We start from the raw sequence: 16,131 nt of genomic DNA, 5'->3' as shown, positions 1-16,131 counted from the left end.
GGGTTTGGGTGCTTCAACATCTGATGACCTCGTTATTGAGGAGGAAATTAATCCGAAAATCGTTTGCGGTGTAACTTAGTTACAGTAAGAGTTTTAGGTTTTTGGAGATGTCTATTGATTGGAAGCAACGAAATGTTGAATATATTGAACCAGCACCGCAAGCAGTCGTTGATGAAGTTTCAGCGAAACTAGAACCTTTAATATAGTGGGTTACTCAATGATGTGCATTTTAACTATTTTCTGGTTCAATCCCCAATGAGCGCAACTGAGTCTTAAGACGTTCAGCGCGATCGCGCTCTCTTTGTGCCAACTCACTTCCCCACAATAATAACGCTTCCTGTTCATTCCACCAACGCAACCAGTAACCGCTACGATTACGGTGTGTTCCTTCCCATACCCCCAAATATAAGTTTAATCCAGCAATCCAATACCGCCCCTTCTCATCAGGTTGTTGTAAGTCATAAACTTGAGACGAGTTCAACTGATAAACTTCTAATTCCCCTGTGGCAATCCCGAAAATAACGTAGTGAGGAACTTGTAAAACTTGTTCATAGAAAAACCATTTTCCAGGGGGATAAGTGGGTTTAATGGAGTATTCGGTTCCCTCGGTTTCGGAGAGAAATTCCATGACAATGGTTGGAATCTCGCCCTCTAATTTTGGGGTGTAGCTTCTTTCAATTGCTTCCCGAGACACCCAAGTTTGCGCTACATAACCCCAATCGGGAGCTTTGACGACAATTTTGCCCTCCACAACAGCGCAGATGCCATAATTGGTGCAAGTAAAGGCAGTTTCCCCTAAATAGCCAGCCAGATCTAAACTATCGCTAAGGGCTTCGGCGAGGAGGGGTTGAGCGATATTATCCACAGGATCATCGGGGAGAGTGTAGTCTGGGGGAAGTTTTTCCCATTTTACTTTTATCGGCGCGATCGGGCGACGCATAGGCGTTAATTGCAGTGTATTTCATCCTACTTTTATTCTATTGTTCTTTTTTATTCTGACAGGAAGACTAACGACAAACAGCAAGCGGTTGATAATTGATACCGATTTGTTTGGAAACTTCTTGGGCTGCTAATTCTTCACGGTGGGCGCTTAATACTCACGCTGTCAAAGCAAGCATCTTAGCCATTAACATCAAAGCAAATTTTTACCTAAAAATATTTAGCTAATTAGCTAAATTCTGGTATAATCGTAGAAAAAGTAGATCAATGAGGAAAAATGCCTCAAACACAAAGAAAGCCCGTCTATATACAACCTGAACATCATGACATCTTGCGCCGAATTGCTTTTGAACAGAAATGCAATATATCAGATGTTTTAGATGCTATTTTAGAGGAAGCAGAATGGCAAAAAGTGGCTAAAGTCGCTCATACTAAACCCAGAATTAGAGCAAAAGAGCGACAAAATAAATATAAATACTAAAGATAGCATCGTAACACAATGAATAAGAAATTTATTGATTTATTTTCAGGGGCTGGTGGAATGTCCTGCGGATTGGAAATGGCAGGATTTCAATGTTTACTGGGGGTTGATCATGATGCAATAGCCATTGAAACATTCCAAATCAACCATCAAAATGCTAAGACGATTATTGGTGATTTAAGAGAAATTTCTATCGAGAAGATTCAGGAGGCAGTCGGTTATCAAAAAATCGATTTAATTTGTGGAGGGCCGCCGTGTCAAGGATTTTCTACCATTGGTCAAAATAATCATCAAGATCAACGAAACTTTTTATTTTGGGACTTCTTACGCATTATTAAAAGTCTCTGCCCAGATTATGTAATTATGGAAAATGTCACAGGACTTTTATCGAGAAGAAATGAACCAACCCTAAAAGTGATTCTTGATAGTTTTACGAAAATCGGTTACCGCGTTGATATAAAAGTCTTATCAGCACATCATTATGGTGTTCCTGAAAAAAGAAGACGAACGATTTTATTAGCGAATCGCTTTCAAGTCACAAACTTGTATCCTGAAATTTTATTTACTGATTCTGAGGAAGGGGAAGATAACCTCTCCTTACCTCGAACAGTAGATTGGGCATTTAATCATTTAAAAACAGATAATAATCAAATATTGAATCATGATTTAGAAAAAGCTCAAATTACCAATTCCCTAGAAAAAAAACGTTTAAGCTATATCCCAGAAGGAGGAAGTATTCGCTATGAAAAAGACCAAAAGGCTTATTTACCGCCTGAATTATGGTTTGATATTGATTGGGATAAGCTATTAGAAAGACGTTTTCGAGAAGCGAAATTAAGACGGCTTGATCGAGCCGCTTGTGCCGGAACAATTAATACTAGTCGCACAACCTTTTATCATCCGACAGAAGACCGATATCTCACTGCAAGAGAAGCAGCAGCAATTCAATCGTTTCCTGCAAATTATGTTTTTTGTGGAACGGTTACCCAACAATGGCGACAGATTGGAAATGCAGTTCCGCCGCTGATGGCGAAAGCAATTGGTCAAGCCATTTTGCAGTTAGATCAAGAAAAAGAAAACATGGAAAAAGCAATCGATTTCCCGAAAATCGATTCGGTTCGAGCAAATGCTTTTACTTATCGTAAACCGAAAAATGAAACTTCTCAATTGGTTCAATTAGAACTTTTTTAGAATTAAGGTTGTATTGGAGGAAAAATACGATCCTCCTTTTCTTCCAAATCATAAGGGGAAGTTTGTTGCGGTTTCCCCTTAGGTTTTAGGACAGCATAAAAGCCATAGTTATATAAGGGCTGACTGTGGATAGTTTTAGCCCGCAATCGTAATAGCATTTTACACTTAAATTGGGGTGTTCCTAAATTCAGGATATCTTGTTCTAAATGATAGAAACCATAACCTCCAATTTGAATATAGTAACAATTTCTATTGGTGTAGTATTGATAAAGGGCATTAATATCAATTTCGTGTTGATCTTCAAATTGCTGCTGATCTTCTGTTTTTTGGGCTTGAGTAATTGCTTCTTTTCGGATTGTATAGCGATTGGGAATAATTTTTTTATTGTTAATATGATCTAAAATTTTCAAATGTGAATATAGCTGAGTGACGGAATCATGACGACACCAAGACCAAACTCCGTTCTCCCATTTCAACATTTTTTGTCCATAGTCTGCTTTGAGATCAAGTTTGACTTCTAGGAAACTGGCACGTGATTGATGCAAAAAAATCAGATCAGGCTTGCTACTACTTCCACCGCGCTTTGCTTCTGGAGATAACAAATTTTTCTTTTGTAAGATTTCAAAAATTTTTTTTCGTAACGATCTCCTTTGTTATATCCCATTGCATTTTACTTTTTTTACTCTTTAAAATAGGAGGGTGGGTACTGATCCCCAATAGAATCTAGCGGTTGCAAGTAAAAACAAATTGATCAATAATCTCAAGTTGTTCTGAGACTTTTTTAGTTATGCCACAAGCGACTATCCTTAATCATAAAATATCGCCTTCAAAATCACAATAATTAAGTTGGCGAAATTTCTTAAGATAGCAGACTCTACATAATCTGTGTTCTTCACCGATGCGAACAACCAAGTTTTTTTGAGGAGGAGTTCGCGCCGACTTTTCTACCTTATCCACAGGGAGAGCTTACGAAGCGCGTAAATCGGACACCGAGCCGTAGGAATCACGCTGTTGATTAAGTAAAATCAACCTACTAGAACCGATCATATCTTGTATCAAATTTTTCAGACTTCTCCCGCGATCGCGTTTGAGTTGATGGGAGAAATCCCTCCTTGTGAGTATGAGTTTCGCGCCCAAGAAGTCAAAGCATTCAGCTTTCGCACTGATGGGTTAATGTTTCCACAATCAGATAATCCCAATCATCCAATTATTCTTTTGGAAGCGCAAATAAAACTTGATTTCAATCACTGGTACTGCGACAACTTTCCCGTTGCTTTGGAGAGATTCCCCAAAACATACAAACCCAGATTGAGCAACTGAACCTTGAACAGACCGAATCTTTAGCCGAAGCGCTGCTGGATTTTACTTCCCTTGAAGATTTGCTCACTTGGTTAGAACAGTCGAGTCAAGATTAAAAGCGCGATCGCACTCTACAATCACAGCATGGGAGCCGATTAATACGTCTCAAAGCAAGTAAGGTTTTCTGCTTTAAGTCTCTAGTTGATAACAGCGCCGAGATCAAGTTCTCCTCTTGGGGGTTATCGCGTCATTCTTGGTCTGACCCCATCACGCGATCGCACTGACTTTTCTATATTATTCAGGATGAATTTGATTCGTTTTTCTGATTCGTGAGGTAATCAAGTTTGTCCAGCAATTTCAATCCTTCTTCAGAATTCCCTCTAGCTGCCATTACTTGAAAACGGGTGTGAGCATCAAATTCAGTCAGCGCGATCGTCGAAAGTTCTTCCATAAGCTTATTAACACTGATTCCTCGACTTTGTGCCAAAGCTTTCAAACGTTTTTATCTAGTCTAGTCTTTGTCGAAGATTTAAGGCTTCATCAAACGGATAAAACCCGCTTGCTCAAAATGCCGATCAGACGTAAATGCTTCCGTAATTCCTCTCTGTTGCATCACGACAAAGCTAATACAGTCAGTTAACCCCCAATCTTTATCAAGTCTCGATTCATATAAGGCTAAACCTTGTTCGAGTAATTCTGGATCTAACGCCACGACCAACACAGATTTCAGCCTCTTTAAATTCTTAATCAACTTAGCAGTTTGAGAACGCTGAGAGACACTACATAGAGCATCAGCTACTTCAATTAGAATGAAATCGGTTGTTACCCATAAACGTCTATTGGCTTGCAGAGATTTCTCAACATCCTTCGCCTTTGGATGAAAACTGTCTGATTTATTGAGTAAGGCTAACCAAGCTGCCGTATCGACAAAAACTTCATTCACTAAACTTCTTCCTGCTTCGGTGTTCCATGCAAATAGTGATCATGCTGATAAGAGAGATCAGAAATCCCTGTTTCCACCTTGCACTCTTCCAACAAATTTCCTAAGCTATCCCAGTCCGAAGCCTCTTCATTTGTCTTTTTATTGAATTCTCTGATCAAGTTATAAACTTGCTCTAACTGCTCTTCTGGAACACGCTCTAATTCAGCTTGGATCAACTCTTTGATTGTCATTACTTTACCCTAGTCCTGTTTAATCTACCTTTCCTATAGCGATCCTAATCTGTCTGTAGTTTAGTTGGTGGGGAAGATGAAATCCAACAGTTTAGAGGGGATGACCTGATCCAGTCGCGCACTTTCCCGTTGCTTTGGAGAGATTCCCCAAAACATACAAACCCAGATTGAGCAACTGAACCTTGAACAGACCGAATCTTTAGCCGAAGCGCTGCTGGATTTTACTTCCCTTGAAGATTTGCTCACTTGGTTAGAACAGTCGAGTCAAGATTAAAAGCGCGATCGCTGCTAGAGTTGTTATTCTGGCTCGCGATCGCAGCGACTGCTGAGTTGACGTTGATCCTCAGAGTCTCTAGATTTGTCAGCTAGAAAATGAAATGATGCGGAACGAGTTGGCTTCTCGATTAATCTTTAAACGGGACTTTGTCCATAGAAAGGGGTTGCTTCTGCTACGCCAGGAGATTTCCCTTGTTGCCATTCTTCATAAGCTAAGTTGAGGAGACTGGAAACCGTTTTTCCTAATTGGTTGGCTTCTGCTTTCACTAACTGATACGGCTGATCTAAATTTCTTAATGTCATTTCCCAATCAGGTTCTGTCATTGTCGTATCTGATAGATAAGGAGTTAACCCAGTTACACTCACTTGATAAATGCCCACAAACAATTGTTGTCGACGCGCGGGAATTTGCACCGCCATCAAATCAGAATCAGAAAATTGATTGGGATTATTTTCCCGTTCATTGGCAACCACTCCCGCTAAAGTAGAAATGGCAAACAACGAAAGATTGAGCTGTTGGGCTAAAGTACGAGCCGTTGCTACACCAATCCGAGTACCGGTAAAACTGCCAGGTCCTCTAGCAACGGCAATAAACATTAAATCAGACCAAGTTTGAGGAACAAGAAATTCTTGTAAGAGAACATGGAGATGGCTGGATAAATCGCGATCTAAATCCCAAGTGCGCATCCTGTGATCTCCCTGAAAATTACTCAAAGCAAGTCCGAGTTGAGGACTAGTGGTATGTAGTGCCAAACCATATTCCGCTCGTTGTTCTGTTGCACCCATTCCCATCAAATTTTCCATAAAAATAGTAGAGTGAGCTTTGCCCACCCTACTATAAACTAATTATTGTTCGTAATCTGGCTTTACTCGTTTGATCAATTAAGCCATGGCAGGTTGTTTTTCCATCTCTGCGGAGTAGCTGCCCATGCTAGCGGCGCTATTGCACTGGGCACGGTGTTGTAAAAGTTTTTGCGCTTCCGCAACATTATTGGTTTGTCCTTTCCAATGTTCCAGTGCGGGCTGCTGAATCGCGCGAGCATAGGAGAAAGTGACACGCCAAGGGCATTGGGATTTAAGTGGTTCAGAGTTCATTAAGTGCAGGTGTTCAGCGGCTTGTTCAGGGGTTTGTCCACCAGACAAGAAGGCAATACCAGGAACAGAAGCGGGAACATTATCGCGCAGACACTTAATTGTTTTTTCCGCCACCCCTTGTGGGTTGGCTTGTTGCGGACACTGTTTCCCGGAAATGACCATGCTGGGCTTGAGAATCATTTGGTCAAACGCAACATTCTGTGTCCGTAGCTCGCTAAAGACAGTGCGTAGGGTTTCATCTGTCACTTCGTAGCAACGCTCAATGGTATGGTCGCCATCGATGAGCACTTCTGGCTCAACAATGGGTACTAAGCCACCTTCTTGGCATAAAGCAGCATAACGGGCTAAAGCATGAGCATTGGCTTCAATGCAACCGCGAGTGGGAATACCATCACCAATGGTGATGACAGCCCGCCATTTCGCGAAACGAGCACCCATTTGATAGTATTCTGCGATGCGATCGCGCAGCCCATCTAATCCTTCCGTTACTTTTTCACCCGGATGACCGGCTAAATCTTTCGCACCTTTATCCACTTTAATGCCAATAATGACATCATTATCTCTCATCACCTGAGTGAAAGGTGTACCATCTTCTTTTTTCTGACGGATGGTTTCATCGTAGAGAATGGCACCACTAATATAATTGCCTAATTTGGGTGTCGTCAGGATTAACTCCCGATATTGACGACGCATTTCTTCTGTTTCTTCAATTCCTTCTTTCCGAAACCGCTTGTTGCAGGTGCCGTTGCTCTCATCCATCGCCAGCACCCCTTGATTCGGAGCTACCATCGCTTGCGCGGTCTGTCGAAGTTCTGCTGCGTATTGATTCATATAAACTGCTCCTGATGACGTTTATTTTATTAATATTTACTTCTCTGCCATACCTTCTCATTTACAGGAAATACTTGTCAAAGGGAAAATGGCAAAAATTAAAAAAGTCTGAAGAAAGGTAGAGACCTTACGGGTTACTCGTTTTTCATTCTAAGTCTTGGGTTAGAGAATAGCCTCTGCCTTAAGTTGTAGCCAATCTCGTTTCTTAAAATCTCTTAAAATTTTGTTTTTGACTCACGCGCTAACGCTAATTCTTTGCATTTAGCCGTCTCTCCCTTTTGATGGGGTTTTGCTTCTAACCCAAAGGGGATGTAGAATGAGTATCAATTCGTCAAATTTTGAAATTTATCTTAAGATTAAAAAACAAAAGATAAATTTTTTTGAAGTTTTTCGATTAAAATTATAGAGAAAACTCAATAGGAGGAAGACTATGGCGCTTGTCCCGATGCGGTTATTACTGGATCACGCAGCAGAAAACGGTTACGGTATCCCTGCCTATAACGTCAATAATATGGAGCAAATCCAATCCATTATGCAGGCTGCGGACGAAACCAATAGCCCAGTTATTCTGCAAGCCTCTCGCGGTGCGCGTAAATATGCAGGGGAAAATTTCCTGCGTCATTTAATCACAGCTGCAGTCGAAACCTATCCCCACATCCCCATTGCGATGCACCAGGATCACGGAAATGGCCCCGCGACCTGCTACTCCGCAATCCGTAACGGTTTTACCAGTGTGATGATGGATGGTTCTTTAGAAGAAGATGCCAAAACTCCCGCTAGCTTTGAATATAATGCCAGTGTGACGGCAGAAGTCGTCAAAGTCGCTCATGCGGTTGGCGTCAGTGTTGAAGGAGAACTCGGTTGCTTAGGGTCTCTCGAAACCGGAAAAGGGGATAAAGAAGATGGTCACGGTGCAGAAGGGGTTTTAAGCCGTGAGCAATTATTAACTGACCCTGACGAAGCCGTGGAATTTGTTGAGCGGACTCAGGTGGATGCGCTGGCGGTGGCGATTGGGACGAGCCATGGTGCTTATAAATTTACCCGTAAACCCACCGGTGAAATTCTCGCGATCGACCGGATTCAAGAAATTAACCGCCGTCTGCCCAATACCCACTTAGTCATGCATGGTTCTTCCTCTGTTCCTCAAGAATGGTTAGATATGATTAACCAGTATGGTGGACAAATTCCTGAAACTTACGGTGTTCCGATTGAAGAGATTCAAAAAGGCATCAAGAGTGGTGTTCGTAAGGTCAACATCGATACAGATAACCGTTTAGCCATTACTGCCGCTATTCGGGAAGCAGCGATGAAAGACCCCGCTAACTTCGACCCCCGTCATTTCCTCAAACCTTCCATCAAGTACATGAAACAAGTTTGTGCTGAGCGTTATGAAGCGTTTGGTACGGCTGGCAATGCCACCAAGATCAAGCAAGAAACCTTAGATGTTTATGCCGCTAAATATGCCAGTGGCGAATTAGCAGCCAATCCGAAAAAAGCAGTTCCTGCTTAATTTAAAGATAATTTTTCCTGAGAACTCATTTTTCAGCAAGAAATTAAGGAGGTGGCAGTTATTGCTACCCCCTTTTTTTAGAACTGTTATTGACTACTTTAAATTGGCACGAGCATCTTTAACCGCTGCCCAAAGGGCTGCCCCGGTAAGGGGAATGCTACCGCTCAGAATAATAGATGTCATAAAGACACCATAGCGAGGATGACCGTAAGATAATTCAAATACTGAGCCGACAGCCGCGATCGCTGCCACACAAGAAACCATTAAAAATAAACCGCTTTTTGGGGTCAGTAGCACGCTTTCACTCCTTTGCATTTAAGATGAGATTGATTTAACTGCTTGCACAGAAAAGCCTTGTTTATTGAGAGCTTCTGTTAAGACTAGATCATTGGGCACACGATCAACAAATAGGACACCGTGGAGATGGTCTAATTCATGTTGAATCACCCTTGCCAGTAATCCGCTCGCTTGCATTTTTTGGGGACGACCGTATTCATCTTTATATTTCACTTCTACTGCTTCGGGACGCATTACATCCAGGAAAACCCCAGGGATGCTTAAACATCCTTCTTCTCCGGTGGCGAGTTCTTTACTGTAACTTTTAATTTCGGGATTAATGAGAATGAGCGGTGGCGTTGCGGTATTATTGGGGTCGCAATCAATCACCAGCATTTGTTTATTCACTCCCACCTGCGGGGCGGCTAAACCAATCCCTTGTTCGGCGTACATGGTTTGCAGCATTTCTTGGGCTAAATCCCGCACCGATTGATTAATTTTATTAATCCGCTTCGTAGACTGACGCAGTGCGCGATCGCCCAAATAATGGAGAGAAAGGGAAGCGTCTTGCCCTGATTTTTGTTGATTGATAATTGACGCAGTCATTCGGTTTCCTCAGTTTAAACAACAATTAGGTTTTCTTTCTATTGTAACAATCTAAGACTCTTGCGCAGCGGCAACATCTTTTCCTTGCACCACAAGCACAGAACAAGGGGCGTAATGAACCACATGATTACTCACGCTACCCAAGAAAACTTCTGCAAGTCCTCTTCGTCCCCGTCGTCCTAAAATCACTAGATCCGCATCAGAAGTTTTCGCCATTTCCCGAATCCAACTACTCGGATCGCCAATGCGCCAGGAATATTCAACTTCTAGCCCCTCCTCTTGCACGGTTTGCGCGCAAGTTTTCAACCAATTTTCTACTTCCTGAGTTTGGGCTTCAATGTGTTCTTGCACCGAGGAAGAAAGGCTGAGAACATTTTGTCCATAAATGCCGCTGTAAGCGTCAAGATTACGACCATCAAACATGAGGGCATGGAATAGAATCAGTTTAGCTTGATGGGGTTTGGCGATCGCGATCGCTTGCTTCAGTATGGCTTCTGCTTGGGATGATTGATCCAAAGCAACTAAAATTTTCCGATAAGTCATTGGAGGCACCTCGTTCTAAAGAATAAACAACAATAATAAGGAATAATTTAAGATGAGAAAATATTTTCTCCTTTCCCAAACACGAGTATCCTAAAGGTGGAATGTTCGGGTAGCGAACCAGCAATGCGATTGCTATTCATTTCCTGCTCGATCATTGGTAGCCTTAGGAAGGGTAGGATATCAATGTACTTCCTTATCCTTAGCTAACTATTTTCCTACATAATCAATAATTTTTCTCCCCGATGGACGTTAAAGTACTCCTTACTCAATATGCTAGCGGCACAACTGAATTTATAGGCATTGATCTAAATGGAGCCAACCTCTGGGGAGCCGATCTAATTGGTATTCATTTCGAGCAATCGCGTTTACAAGCTACTATCTTAACGTTTGCTTATCTCAACGAAGCCTACTTCCTCGAATCGGACTTAACTGGGATTCGGTTAAGTGGTGCTAATCTCAATCAAGCAACATTTAAACAATCGTCTTTATATAAAGCTGATCTACAAGGGGCAAGTTTACAAAAAGCAGTGTTGAGAGGAGCCAATCTCAGCTACGCTAACTTAGTTGATACTAATCTCTCGGAAGCTGATTTACGAGAAGCTGATTTGAGTAATGCTAACTTAACCGGAGCTTGTCTGCGTTTTGCCAATTTAAGAGAAGAAAGTCGTAAAATCACGAAGTTACAAGGCGCCAATTTACAGCGGATTGATCTCCAAGGCGCCAACTTAAGGAGTGCTGACTTAAGACAAGCACAACTGCAAGGGGCAAACCTGAAAAATGCCATCTTAAGAGGGGCTGATTTACGAGGAGCTAATCTAACAGAGGCGAATTTAGAAGAAGCCCTTTTAAGTAATGCTCAAGTTGATCAAGTGTGTCTCGACGGAGCCAATTTAAAAAAAGCAACCTTAGAGCGATCGCGCCTGATTGGGGCTTCTCTAGTTGGAGCCAATCTGCAAGAAGCGGTGCTCCGAGAAGCAAAGTTGATGAAGGCTAATTTAAGACAAGCGAATCTGCATCTAGCACGACTCAATGGCGCTGACTTGCAACGTTGCAACTTTAATGAAGCTAACCTGAGTCACGCCACACTGATCGAGGCAAGCTTAGCCCGAGCCTCTCTCATTGGAACAGATCTTAGTCAATCTAATTTACTTCGAGCTGAATTAAGTAGTATTGATTTGAATCAATTAAAACTTATGGGCGCAACAATGCCTGATGGTCGAGTGCATAATGAATATTCCGGATAATGAGTCTAGTCCTAGAGCTCAATGACATCAACAGGGAGAGGACTTTAGAAAATTAATCCTTGTCAAAGCTTAAGTGATTATAATTGTTTTATCTCAGATACTGAATCAATTCATAATCTGATCAGAGGTAAATAAGGAGTGCGACAAAATTAATTTTCGTCAATACTTGCCAGTCCCAAGTTCAGAGTTTATACTGATAGTATAATGTGATTGCAAATAGTATTTGTATGTGCTTTGTTTTAACCCTAAAGTCGGGTTAATTTACTACCTCAATTGATTTTCATCTCTTCTCATAGAAAAGATTAATTCAAAAAACAAATGACTTTCGTCGTTTTTATGTTGTGATGTCTAAATCGTATATCTCAGTTAAATCTTGGAGGAAATCACAATGGTTTCTATTTCTCAGCCTCTAATACAAGCTGTTGAACAGCAGTACCATTCAATGATGATGAAGAAACTCTTGTTTGCAACTTGTAGGAACTATTGGGAAAATGACCGGAGCACTCTTTCTGCCACGAGGATGGGAGAGCTTATCTCAGAACTGCGCCAATCCCAACCAACCATTAGTGCAGTTAGAGATCAACTCAATCGTGTAGTTGACGGCTTAAACAAGCCGGAAAAATACTATCCCGTTGCTCAACAATTACTCGGAAAAATTAGTCAAATTTACGGTGAAACCCTCGAAGATCCATTAGCCACCTCATTTTCTTCAAAGCTTCAGCAAACCTCCATGAATTCTTCCTTGACCCAAAGTAGCCAAATCGCGGAAATTACCCAAAACCTTGAGCAAGACAAAAATGCGAACCGTATCCATAAAATGCTTTTTGCCTTAACCAAGCACCGCTGGGAAAATAATCCCGAAACTTTATCTAACTATCCGCTGGCGCAGTTGATTCAAGAAATTTATCAAAACTATCCCGATCTTGAACGAGTGGGCATCAACTTGTTCAAAATTGTTAAAGGTTTAAATAAACAGGGAACTTATTCAAAAGTTGCGGCTAGCATCATCACCCAACTCGCTAAATTGTATGGGAGTGAAGTTGAGCTCGAAAAATTTAAGTCACTGGTCAATGTTTCTAAAAAAACGACGACCCATCCTCAGACCACTGAAAGCAGAACCAGTTCACAAGCTAAAGTTAAAACTGAAACCCGAAAGCATAACTTTGATTACAATCCCTATCAAGTTAGACAGCGGATTATGCAGTATACGAATCCGCTGCGAGTCAAGATGTTGTTGTACTATAGTCTGAACTCAAGCCCACTGACGACTCAGCAAGAAGCAGATGGTTTGTTGCTCAAAACTTATGAACTTGATCAAATGTTGATGGGAGTTGTGCAGGAATTTAAGACGGTACAAGAACTTCAAGATCATCTGGAAACAACTGCTTTGGCTCTCTCTTCTATTAAAAGTAAAATGTTCAAAATTGATGAAAATATGCAAGTTGCAAAAGCAATTGTAATGGCTCTCAAACCCCTTTATGAAACTAACTAATTTGACCTATGGATGCTCAGGAACTTTTAACTCATTATACTAAAGGCCAAAAAAACTTTAGTAACAAAGCTTTAGTTGGGGCTGACTTATCTGGGGCAGATTTAATAGAAATTAATCTGTCTCAATCAAACTTAGAAAATAGTAATCTCGCTTTTGCTTTTCTGAATGAAGCTAATTTGACGGGTTGTAATTTAATCAAAGCTAAACTCAGTGGCACTAATTTGAGTCAAGCGAATCTTCGCTTTGCAAATCTTCATGACTGCGATTTCCATGGTGCAACGCTCCAGCGTGCTAACTTAAGTGATACAAATCTTACTCTCGCTTCTTTCCTAGATGGGAATTTGATGGAAGCAAATTTGACTGGAGCTGACTTATCTGGGGCTGATTTAACAGGAGCCTGTTTGCTAAAAGCAGTCCTGACAGAGTCAGAAAACCGAGGTACTCGCAAGACGAAAACAAAACTGAAGCGGACAAATTTACACCGTAGCGATCTCGAAGGTTTGCATCTTGATGAACTTGACTTTACTCAAGCCAAGCTCAGAGAAGCGAATTTGGCGCGAGCAAGTCTGATGAAAGCGAACTTAGAAGGAGCAGATTTAAGTGAAGCGAATTTATTTAATGCTGATTTAAGTAGAGCGAACTTAAAAGGGGCAAAACTAAGAGGTGCCAATTTAACTCGGGTGAATTTGGAGCGAGCCGATTTGAGCGGGGCTGATTTAACCGATGCTAATCTCAATGAAGCCAAAATGTTTGAGGCAATTTTAGATCAGGTTGATTTATCTCAAGCCAACTTAGAGAGAGCGAGAATGATTCGCGCGAGTCTGAAACATGCCAATTTGAGTTATGGGAATCTAAGTGACGCCAATCTTAGACAAGCCAATTTAGCGCGAGCGAATCTGACCAATGCGAACCTGAATAATACTGATTTGACGGAAGCAGATTTGAATAGTACTAATTGGACAAACGTTAATTTGGCGGGCGTGATTCTTCCGGATGGGATTACACCTTAAGTCTCAAAGCGACTCACGTCGGGAATTGCAAGTGCAATGTTGGTCAACGTTTATTATAGTAAAAAGCGATTTCCTTCTCTTTGAGAGGAGGAAAATCGGCCTCTGCTAACATCTGGTTAAGTTGGTCTTGAGGGAGATGTTTTGCGCCAATACGGACAATACGGGAACGCATAGTATTCTGGACACCACTCCGTTTGCGGTTGGCTTCTAACGCCATGACTTGCCGGTAGAGAGCGAGTTTGGCTTGCGGGATGGGACTACCATCGAGATCGATGCCTTGCGCGATCGCGCGATCAACTGCGTCAGCGCCGGTTTGTTCTTGAGACATAAAATAATTCTGATTACATATTCGTGATCTAGTCTCGGCTATTATACATTGTTAATTGCACCTTTTTAAGGCTCAACTTATGTCGGAAAAACCTACAATTGCTATTTCTCACCTAGGCTGCGAAAAAAACCGAATTGATTCAGAACATATGTTAGGCTTGCTCGCGCAAGCAGGCTATCCGGTTGATAATAATGAAGAAACGGCAGACTACGTCATTGTCAATACGTGTAGTTTTATTGAAGCAGCACGAGAAGAGTCAGTCCGAACTTTAGTGGAGTTAGCAGAAGCAAATAAAAAAATTCTGATTACCGGCTGTTTAGCGCAACATTTTCAAGAAGAATTATTAGAAGAAATCCCTGAAGCCGTAGCTGTGGTCGGAACAGGTGATTATGGCAAAATCGTTGATGTTATCCAGCGCGTGGAAGATGGCAAACGGGTCAAAGAAATTACCGCTGAACCCACTTATATTGCTGATGAAACGGTTCCGCGGTATCGCACCACCAGCGAAGCGGTTGCTTATTTGCGAGTGGCGGAAGGGTGTGATTATGCTTGTGCGTTTTGTATTATTCCTCATTTACGGGGCAAGCAGCGATCGCGCTCCATTGAATCCATTGTGAACGAAGCCCACAGCCTTGCCGAACAAGGGGTGAAAGAACTGGTTCTCATTTCGCAAATTACCACCAACTATGGCGTTGATCTTTACGGTGAACCCAAGTTAGCCCAATTGTTGCGGGCTTTAGGAGAAGTGGATGTCCCCTGGATCCGAATGCATTATGCCTATCCCACTGGACTCACGCCAAAAGTGATTCGAGCGATTCAAGAAACGCCTAATGTTCTGCCCTATCTGGATTTACCCCTACAGCACTCTCACCCTGAAATTTTACGAGCCATGAATCGTCCTTGGCAGGGGCGCGTCAATGATGGCATTATTCGCCGGATTAAAGAAGAGTTACCGGAAGCCGTCTTACGGACGACGTTTATTGTCGGTTTTCCTGGAGAAACGGAAGAACATTTCCAGCATTTGTGCGACTTTGTCACACGCCACGAGTTTGACTTGATGGGGGCATTTACCTTCTCCCCGGAAGAGGGAACTGCCGCTTATAATTTACCCGAGCAACTCCCAAAAGCAGTCATGGAAGAACGGCGCGATCGTCTGATGAGCCTTCAACAACCCATTGCAGCGCGGAAAAACCAAGCCTGTGTTGGCGAAATCATTGATGTTTTAGTCGAGCAAGGTAAACCCAAAACTGGAGAGTTCATTGGCCGTTCAGTACGATTTGCCCCAGATGTCGATGGATTAGTTTATCTGAAGGGAAAAGCTAGTCTCGGTACAATGGTGAAAGCTAAAATCACCCATGCTGATGTTTACGATTTATATGGCGAGATTAATTCCCGTTTGGGATAGGAACGAATTTTCATATGCCCCTCCGCGTCTTACTTACGACTGAAGAGCTTAGTCGCTAGCGAGGAGGGGCATTTTGTTCTTGGATCTAATTTCTTTTAAGTCCCACTTAGCAAACAAAAACCCCCTTCCGAAGAAGAGGGTAAGAAATCTAAAGCGAGGCTAGAAAATTAGCCGTTGATTTCAGGGGCTTGCATCGCTACGGGAGTCGCTTCACCTGCCGCTAAGTCTAAGGGGAAGTTGTGCGCATTCCGTTCGTGCATGACCTCGAATCCTAAGTTCGCGCGGTTGAGGACGTCTGCCCAGGTGTTGATGACGCGACCTTGGCTATCTAAGATGGACTGGTTGAAGTTGAATCCGTTCAGGTTGAAGGCCATGGTGCTGATACCAAGGGCAGTGAACCAGATGCCAACTACGGGCCAGGCGGCTAAGAAG

The 16,131-nt window shown here is 42.2% G+C and carries 22 protein-coding genes; 10 read left to right on the top strand and 12 right to left on the bottom strand.

The annotated features are described in order from the left end of the window. Positions 1 to 229: 229 nt before the first annotated feature. Complete coding sequence (locus tag GVY04_05200; protein ID NBD15549.1) at positions 230 to 940, bottom strand: Uma2 family endonuclease; 711 nt, start codon at positions 938 to 940, stop codon at positions 230 to 232. A 276-nt stretch (positions 941 to 1,216) separates the two neighbouring features. On the opposite strand from GVY04_05200, the gene GVY04_05195 reads away from it, so the two are divergent. After that, entirely contained in the window at positions 1,217 to 1,420 is a 204-nt protein-coding gene (locus tag GVY04_05195; GenBank protein NBD15548.1) for a hypothetical protein, read from the top strand. 18 nt (positions 1,421 to 1,438) lie between these two features. Continuing rightward, the gene (gene dcm, locus GVY04_05190) at positions 1,439 to 2,611 is read left to right on the top strand and encodes a DNA (cytosine-5-)-methyltransferase (GenBank protein NBD15547.1); all 1,173 of its coding nucleotides are present in this window, start codon (positions 1,439 to 1,441) and stop codon (positions 2,609 to 2,611) included. Between the two features lie 2 nt (positions 2,612 to 2,613). Here the strand turns inward: dcm and GVY04_05185 are convergent, their stop codons facing one another. Beyond that, entirely contained in the window at positions 2,614 to 3,213 is a 600-nt protein-coding gene (locus GVY04_05185) for a hypothetical protein (protein ID NBD15546.1), read from the bottom strand. Between the two features lie 448 nt (positions 3,214 to 3,661). Here GVY04_05185 and GVY04_05180 point away from each other — a divergent pair, with 448 nt between their 5' ends. Next, entirely contained in the window at positions 3,662 to 3,931 is a 270-nt protein-coding gene (locus tag GVY04_05180; protein NBD15545.1) for a DUF2887 domain-containing protein, read from the top strand. Beyond that, positions 3,859 to 4,026, top strand: coding sequence for a DUF4351 domain-containing protein (locus GVY04_05175; GenBank protein ID NBD15544.1), 168 nt, complete (start codon positions 3,859 to 3,861; stop codon positions 4,024 to 4,026). The genes GVY04_05180 and GVY04_05175 overlap by 73 nt, the downstream gene beginning before the upstream one ends. Before the next feature lie 182 nt (positions 4,027 to 4,208). Here the strand turns inward: GVY04_05175 and GVY04_05170 are convergent, their stop codons facing one another. From GVY04_05170 to GVY04_05160, 3 genes are read right to left on the bottom strand one after another with little or no spacing between them, the layout of a single operon-like run. Further along, positions 4,209 to 4,406, bottom strand: a complete 198-nt coding sequence (locus tag GVY04_05170; protein ID NBD15543.1) for a toxin-antitoxin system HicB family antitoxin — start codon at positions 4,404 to 4,406, stop codon at positions 4,209 to 4,211. A 33-nt stretch (positions 4,407 to 4,439) separates the two neighbouring features. Then, positions 4,440 to 4,853 carry a PIN domain-containing protein gene (locus GVY04_05165; protein NBD15542.1) on the bottom strand — a complete coding sequence of 138 codons (414 nt, stop codon included), beginning with the start codon at positions 4,851 to 4,853 and terminating at the stop codon, positions 4,440 to 4,442. Continuing rightward, the gene (locus tag GVY04_05160) at positions 4,853 to 5,083 is read right to left on the bottom strand and encodes a hypothetical protein (protein NBD15541.1); all 231 of its coding nucleotides are present in this window, start codon (positions 5,081 to 5,083) and stop codon (positions 4,853 to 4,855) included. The genes GVY04_05165 and GVY04_05160 overlap by 1 nt, the downstream gene beginning before the upstream one ends. A 142-nt stretch (positions 5,084 to 5,225) precedes the next feature. Between GVY04_05160 and GVY04_05155 the strand changes: the two genes are divergently transcribed. Further along, positions 5,226 to 5,357: a DUF4351 domain-containing protein gene (locus tag GVY04_05155; protein NBD15540.1), complete on the top strand. Its 132-nt coding sequence runs from the start codon at positions 5,226 to 5,228 to the stop codon at positions 5,355 to 5,357. A gap of 137 nt (positions 5,358 to 5,494) precedes the next feature. Here the strand turns inward: GVY04_05155 and tsaB are convergent, their stop codons facing one another. Continuing rightward, positions 5,495 to 6,145 (bottom strand): tRNA (adenosine(37)-N6)-threonylcarbamoyltransferase complex dimerization subunit type 1 TsaB, encoded by a 651-nt coding sequence (gene tsaB, locus GVY04_05150; GenBank protein NBD15539.1) that lies wholly within the window; start codon positions 6,143 to 6,145, stop codon positions 5,495 to 5,497. Between the two features lie 96 nt (positions 6,146 to 6,241). Continuing rightward, positions 6,242 to 7,285, bottom strand: a complete 1,044-nt coding sequence (locus GVY04_05145) for a fructose-bisphosphate aldolase class I (GenBank protein ID NBD15538.1) — start codon at positions 7,283 to 7,285, stop codon at positions 6,242 to 6,244. 430 nt (positions 7,286 to 7,715) lie between these two features. On the opposite strand from GVY04_05145, the gene fba reads away from it, so the two are divergent. Next, a complete protein-coding gene (gene fba, locus GVY04_05140; protein NBD15537.1) occupies positions 7,716 to 8,795 on the top strand; it encodes a fructose-bisphosphate aldolase class II in 1,080 nt (359 codons plus the stop codon). 93 nt (positions 8,796 to 8,888) lie between these two features. Here fba and GVY04_05135 read toward each other — a convergent pair whose 3' ends face one another. The 3 genes from GVY04_05135 to GVY04_05125 are packed head-to-tail and all read right to left on the bottom strand — an operon-like array spanning position 8,889 to position 10,220. Then, positions 8,889 to 9,092: a hypothetical protein gene (locus tag GVY04_05135; protein ID NBD15536.1), complete on the bottom strand. Its 204-nt coding sequence runs from the start codon at positions 9,090 to 9,092 to the stop codon at positions 8,889 to 8,891. Positions 9,093 to 9,110: 18 nt separating this feature from the next. Continuing rightward, positions 9,111 to 9,677: a peptide deformylase gene (def, locus tag GVY04_05130; protein ID NBD15535.1), complete on the bottom strand. Its 567-nt coding sequence runs from the start codon at positions 9,675 to 9,677 to the stop codon at positions 9,111 to 9,113. A gap of 51 nt (positions 9,678 to 9,728) precedes the next feature. Next, a complete protein-coding gene (locus tag GVY04_05125) occupies positions 9,729 to 10,220 on the bottom strand; it encodes a universal stress protein (GenBank protein NBD15534.1) in 492 nt (163 codons plus the stop codon). Positions 10,221 to 10,462: 242 nt separating this feature from the next. On the opposite strand from GVY04_05125, the gene GVY04_05120 reads away from it, so the two are divergent. The 3 genes from GVY04_05120 (at position 10,463) to GVY04_05110 (ending at position 13,966) form a co-directional block, all read left to right on the top strand. Beyond that, positions 10,463 to 11,464 carry a hypothetical protein gene (locus tag GVY04_05120; GenBank protein ID NBD15533.1) on the top strand — a complete coding sequence of 334 codons (1,002 nt, stop codon included), beginning with the start codon at positions 10,463 to 10,465 and terminating at the stop codon, positions 11,462 to 11,464. 388 nt (positions 11,465 to 11,852) lie between these two features. Next, positions 11,853 to 12,956, top strand: coding sequence for a hypothetical protein (locus GVY04_05115; GenBank protein NBD15532.1), 1,104 nt, complete (start codon positions 11,853 to 11,855; stop codon positions 12,954 to 12,956). Between the two features lie 8 nt (positions 12,957 to 12,964). Beyond that, a complete protein-coding gene (locus GVY04_05110; GenBank protein ID NBD15531.1) occupies positions 12,965 to 13,966 on the top strand; it encodes a hypothetical protein in 1,002 nt (333 codons plus the stop codon). Positions 13,967 to 14,009: 43 nt separating this feature from the next. On the opposite strand, the gene GVY04_05105 is transcribed toward GVY04_05110, so the two are convergent. After that, on the bottom strand, positions 14,010 to 14,294 hold the full coding sequence (locus GVY04_05105) for a DUF4090 family protein (protein ID NBD15530.1): 285 nt from the start codon (positions 14,292 to 14,294) through the stop codon (positions 14,010 to 14,012). A 79-nt stretch (positions 14,295 to 14,373) separates the two neighbouring features. On the opposite strand from GVY04_05105, the gene rimO reads away from it, so the two are divergent. Beyond that, positions 14,374 to 15,699 carry a 30S ribosomal protein S12 methylthiotransferase RimO gene (gene rimO, locus GVY04_05100; protein ID NBD15529.1) on the top strand — a complete coding sequence of 442 codons (1,326 nt, stop codon included), beginning with the start codon at positions 14,374 to 14,376 and terminating at the stop codon, positions 15,697 to 15,699. A 167-nt stretch (positions 15,700 to 15,866) separates the two neighbouring features. On the opposite strand, the gene GVY04_05095 is transcribed toward rimO, so the two are convergent. Continuing rightward, positions 15,867 to 16,131, bottom strand: a 265-nt coding sequence (locus GVY04_05095; protein NBD15528.1) for a photosystem II q(b) protein, incomplete at its 5' end; no start/stop codon positions are given.

Source organism: Cyanobacteria bacterium GSL.Bin1 (genome assembly GCA_009909085.1).
Lineage (GTDB): Bacteria > Cyanobacteriota > Cyanobacteriia > Cyanobacteriales > Rubidibacteraceae > Halothece.
Note: the sequence above shows the minus strand (reverse complement) of the source record. Positions and strands in the feature narration are given on the sequence as shown.

Excerpts from the sequence above, each read along its gene's own strand:
- GVY04_05200 (NBD15549.1), bottom strand. The coding sequence starts at position 940 with ATGCGTCGCCCGATCGCGCCGATAAAAGTAAAATGGGAAAAACTTCCC.
- GVY04_05195 (NBD15548.1), top strand. The coding sequence starts at position 1,217 with ATGCCTCAAACACAAAGAAAGCCCGTCTATATACAACCTGAACATCAT.
- dcm (NBD15547.1), top strand. The coding sequence starts at position 1,439 with ATGAATAAGAAATTTATTGATTTATTTTCAGGGGCTGGTGGAATGTCC.
- GVY04_05160 (NBD15541.1), bottom strand. The coding sequence starts at position 5,083 with ATGACAATCAAAGAGTTGATCCAAGCTGAATTAGAGCGTGTTCCAGAA.
- tsaB (NBD15539.1), bottom strand. The coding sequence starts at position 6,145 with ATGGGTGCAACAGAACAACGAGCGGAATATGGTTTGGCACTACATACC.
- GVY04_05145 (NBD15538.1), bottom strand. The coding sequence starts at position 7,285 with ATGAATCAATACGCAGCAGAACTTCGACAGACCGCGCAAGCGATGGTA.
- fba (NBD15537.1), top strand. The coding sequence starts at position 7,716 with ATGGCGCTTGTCCCGATGCGGTTATTACTGGATCACGCAGCAGAAAAC.
- def (NBD15535.1), bottom strand. The coding sequence starts at position 9,677 with ATGACTGCGTCAATTATCAATCAACAAAAATCAGGGCAAGACGCTTCC.
- GVY04_05125 (NBD15534.1), bottom strand. The coding sequence starts at position 10,220 with ATGACTTATCGGAAAATTTTAGTTGCTTTGGATCAATCATCCCAAGCA.
- GVY04_05120 (NBD15533.1), top strand. The coding sequence starts at position 10,463 with ATGGACGTTAAAGTACTCCTTACTCAATATGCTAGCGGCACAACTGAA.
- GVY04_05115 (NBD15532.1), top strand. The coding sequence starts at position 11,853 with ATGGTTTCTATTTCTCAGCCTCTAATACAAGCTGTTGAACAGCAGTAC.
- GVY04_05110 (NBD15531.1), top strand. The coding sequence starts at position 12,965 with ATGGATGCTCAGGAACTTTTAACTCATTATACTAAAGGCCAAAAAAAC.
- GVY04_05105 (NBD15530.1), bottom strand. The coding sequence starts at position 14,294 with ATGTCTCAAGAACAAACCGGCGCTGACGCAGTTGATCGCGCGATCGCG.
- rimO (NBD15529.1), top strand. The coding sequence starts at position 14,374 with ATGTCGGAAAAACCTACAATTGCTATTTCTCACCTAGGCTGCGAAAAA.